Here is a 3,528-nt window from a genome sequence, read left to right on the forward strand (position 1 = left end):
ATGCAGGCCGCGACCGGTGACCCGAAATACCGGCCGGCGCCGCTACTGATCAAATATGTCGAAGCCGGTTGGTACGGCAAGAAGTCCGGCCGCGGCTTCTACGATTATTCCGGCGACGCGCCGGTGCCCACTCGCTAGGTGAGGCGGATCATGAGCCACGCGCCCGATCCTGAAATGCTCGCCAAGACCGAGACGCTGATCGAGGCGCTGCCCTATCTCCAGCGCTATGCCGGCAAGACCTTCGTGGTCAAATACGGCGGCCATGCGATGGGCAATGCCGACCTGGCGCGGGACTTCGCCCAGGATATCGTGCTGCTGAAGGCGATCGGCATCTCGCCCGTCGTGGTCCATGGCGGCGGGCCGCAGATCGGCGCGCTGCTCAAGCGGCTGGGGATCGAGAGCCGTTTCGTCGATGGCCTGCGCGTCACCGACGCCGCCACCGCCGAAATCGCCGAAATGGTGCTCTCGGGCTCGATCAACAAAGAGCTGGTGGCCTGGATCGAGAAGGCCGGCGGCCGGGCGGCCGGTATCAGCGGCAAGGATGCCGGGCTGGTCCGCGCCCGCAAGGTGACACGCACGACGCGCGATCCCGACAGCGCCATCGAGCAGGTCGTCGATCTCGGCTTCGTCGGCGAACCCGAATCGGTCGACCGGACGATCATCGACACGCTGACGGCCGCCGGCATCGTCCCGGTGATCGCGCCTGTCGCCGTCGGCGCCGATGGCCATACTTACAATATAAACGCCGACACCATGGCCGGCCATATCGCCGCCGCGCTCGGCGCCTCGCGGCTGTTCCTGCTCACCGACATTGCCGGGGTGATGAGCAAGGACAAGGAGCTGCTCTCGGACCTCACCCCCGCGGACATCGCCACGCTGATCGCTGACGGCACCATCACCGGCGGCATGATCCCCAAGCTGGAGACCTGCGTGACGGCGGTCGAATCGGGCGTCGATGCCGCCGTCATCATCGATGGCCGCATCGGCCACGCGATGCTGCTGGAGATCTTCACCAACCGGGGCGCAGGGACGCTGGTGCGGAAGTAAGGGCGGCGGCCACACGCCGCCCCTCGCAACCTGTCAGTGCGCGAGCAGAAGCGGCCCCGGCGCGTCCGACAACAGCCCGCGCGTCACGCCGCCGAACAATGTCTGGCGCAGCCGCGAATGGCCATAGGCCCCCTGGACCATATAGGCCGCTCCAAGGCGCATGACCTCCTCGCGGATCACCTCCTCGACGCTGCGGCCACCATCGCTCCGCTCGATGACCTCGGCCTCGATGCCATGCCGGGACAGATAGCGTGCCGCGTCCGCCGCCCTGAAATCACTCGGCTTTTCTTCGACAGTCAGGATATGCACGGCGCTCGCGTGACGCAGCATCGGCAGGCTGAAGCGCATCGCCGTCGCCGCCTCACGCGAGCCATCCCATGCCACCAGCGCCGGCCCGGACAGGGCAATGGACCGGACCGACGGCGCGACCGCCAGCACCGGTGCCGCCGCCTGGATGGCGACATCGCCGGTCATCGCCACCTCGAGCTTCCCCGCCTTTTCGAACGGCCCGGCGCTCATCACCACCACATCGGCCAGGCGCGACGCCTCCGCCAGACGAACCACCGCGTCACCATCCCGCGACGCCCAGTCCCAGCGCACGCCTTCTGTCCGGAGTCTGGCCTCGATCGTCTCCCGATCGACATTGCGCTGCGCCTCAATCGCTTCGACGATTGTTGTTACCGGAAAACCGCTCATCCCGCCGTCGCCGAGCGCATAGGCGGCATAGGGCGTGACCTGCAGGCAATGCAGATGCGCATCAAAAGCGCGGGCAAGATCAAAGGCCACCTGTAGCCGCGCCTCCTGGCCCTCATCGCTTTCGATATGCAGAAGAATGGTTTTCATCGTCTCTCTCCCAATATTGCCGCGCGAGCCTAACACGGATCGGCCGAGCGCAGTTGATCGAGATCAAGCGGCGGCCATCGCCTTCAGCATCTGCGCGTCGCGGACAATGATTCGGCGCCCGCCGGGGAGTTCGATGGCGCCCGCTACCCGCATCCGGGTGAACTGGCGGCTCACAGTCTCAATGGTCAAGCCGAGGAGCTCGGCGATTTCGCCGCGGCTGAGCGGCAGTTCGAGCGCCTGCGGCCCCGTGCAGCCGAGCATGTCGAGCCGGCGGGTCAGGTCGTCCAGGAAACCCGCCACCCGGGCGCCGGCATTGGCACGGCCCATTTTCACCAGCCATTCCCGGGCCCGGTCGAGCTCGGCCATGGTACGCTGGAGCAGCAGCGATTCCATCTGCTGGTGGTCTCGCAGTGCTTCCTCGAACCGTACCCGCGAGAAGCTGCACAGCATCACGTCGGTCAGCGCAACGATGTCATGGCCGGCACTGCCGGCAAACGGTCGGCCGATGAAATCGCCCGGATAGAGCAGGCCGACGATCGCCGCCTCGCCATCCGACGTCGTCGCGGCGATCTTCATCACCCCCGTCTGCAGATTGGCGCAAACGATGGTCTCGTCGCCGGCGCGGACCAGCGTTTCGCCGCGCTTCAGATGGCGCTGCGTGCCCAGCGACGACAAAACCGCCAGCTGATCCGGCGACAGGGCCGAACACAGGGCCCGGTCCCGCACCACGCAGGTTTCGCATGTTTTTCTCATGGCGCGCAGTTTGCCGTAGGCACCATGTTTTTACCAGCCTCAGCGCGATCGAAGTGCCACCATCAGACCGCATATCGCCAGCGCCGCCCCGGTAATCGCCAGCCCTGACCATACGTAACCTTCGAACAGCGTCGACAAGGCCAGCGCCACGATCGGAATCAGCACGGCAGAGTAGGCGGCCCGCCCGGCCCCCATCGCCCGGATCATCTGGTAATAGAGCAGAAATGCCACCGCCGACCCGGCCACCGACAGATACATCAGCCCGCCCATATAGCCCGGCGTCCACGCCATGACCGGCGGCCCGGCCAGCAGCCAGGCGATCGCGATATTCATCAGCGTGCCATAGAACATCGACCAGGCGATGCCGCCCTCCAGTGGCTGTGCCCGCCCCCGCACCGACGCGGCAAGCACATTGGCGACGCTCACCGACAGCAGCGCCGCCAGCGAAAGCCCAAGCCCGAGCAGCACTTCGTCGCCCGCCGTCCCCGATTGCACGATGTCCCGCCCGAACATCGCGCCGACACCGGCGATGCCCATCGCACTGCCGAGCACGAACTGGCCGCTCACCCGCGTGCCCAGAAACAGCCAGGAGAACAGGGCATTGGGCACCACGAGCAATGCGAACGTGAGCGCCACCAGCCCCGACGTGACATGCTCCTCCGCCCGGTAGACGAAGTTGAAGTTGAGCACGAACTGCATCAACCCCATCAGCGCGGCAAAGCCATGGCCGGCCGGGCTCATCCGCAGTCGTTTGCCGGTGGCAAGGCAATAGGCGAACAGAACAACGCCGGCGACGAGGAATCGCCAGGTGGCGGACCAGGACGGCGGCACCTCCTCGACCTGATACTTGATGATCAGCCAAGTCGCCCCCCAGATCAGAGATAC

5 protein-coding genes are annotated in these 3,528 nt (G+C 66.2%); 2 read left to right on the top strand and 3 right to left on the bottom strand.

What is annotated here, in order from left to right; translation table 11 throughout:
- Window positions 1-138 (top strand): 3-hydroxyacyl-CoA dehydrogenase family protein (locus ACTIFJ_RS15075; RefSeq protein WP_439534938.1); only part of this gene is annotated, 138 nt, incomplete at its 5' end.
- A 12-nt stretch (window positions 139-150) separates the two neighbouring features.
- On the top strand, window positions 151-1,047 hold the full coding sequence (argB, locus tag ACTIFJ_RS15080; protein WP_439534934.1) for an acetylglutamate kinase: 897 nt from the start codon (window positions 151-153) through the stop codon (window positions 1,045-1,047).
- A gap of 33 nt (window positions 1,048-1,080) precedes the next feature.
- On the opposite strand, the gene ACTIFJ_RS15085 is transcribed toward argB, so the two are convergent.
- The 3 genes from ACTIFJ_RS15085 to ACTIFJ_RS15095 all read right to left on the bottom strand — a co-directional run.
- Window positions 1,081-1,890: a universal stress protein gene (locus ACTIFJ_RS15085; RefSeq protein ID WP_439534935.1), complete on the bottom strand. Its 810-nt coding sequence runs from the start codon at window positions 1,888-1,890 to the stop codon at window positions 1,081-1,083.
- Window positions 1,891-1,953: 63 nt separating this feature from the next.
- Window positions 1,954-2,643, bottom strand: coding sequence for a Crp/Fnr family transcriptional regulator (locus tag ACTIFJ_RS15090; protein ID WP_439534936.1), 690 nt, complete (start codon window positions 2,641-2,643; stop codon window positions 1,954-1,956).
- 39 nt (window positions 2,644-2,682) lie between these two features.
- Window positions 2,683-3,528: DMT family transporter (locus ACTIFJ_RS15095; protein ID WP_439534937.1), on the bottom strand; the 846-nt coding region annotated here is incomplete at its 5' end.

The sequence above is a fragment of the Polymorphobacter sp. genome, from assembly GCF_051860865.1.
Classification (GTDB): Bacteria; Pseudomonadota; Alphaproteobacteria; order Sphingomonadales; family Sphingomonadaceae; genus Sandarakinorhabdus.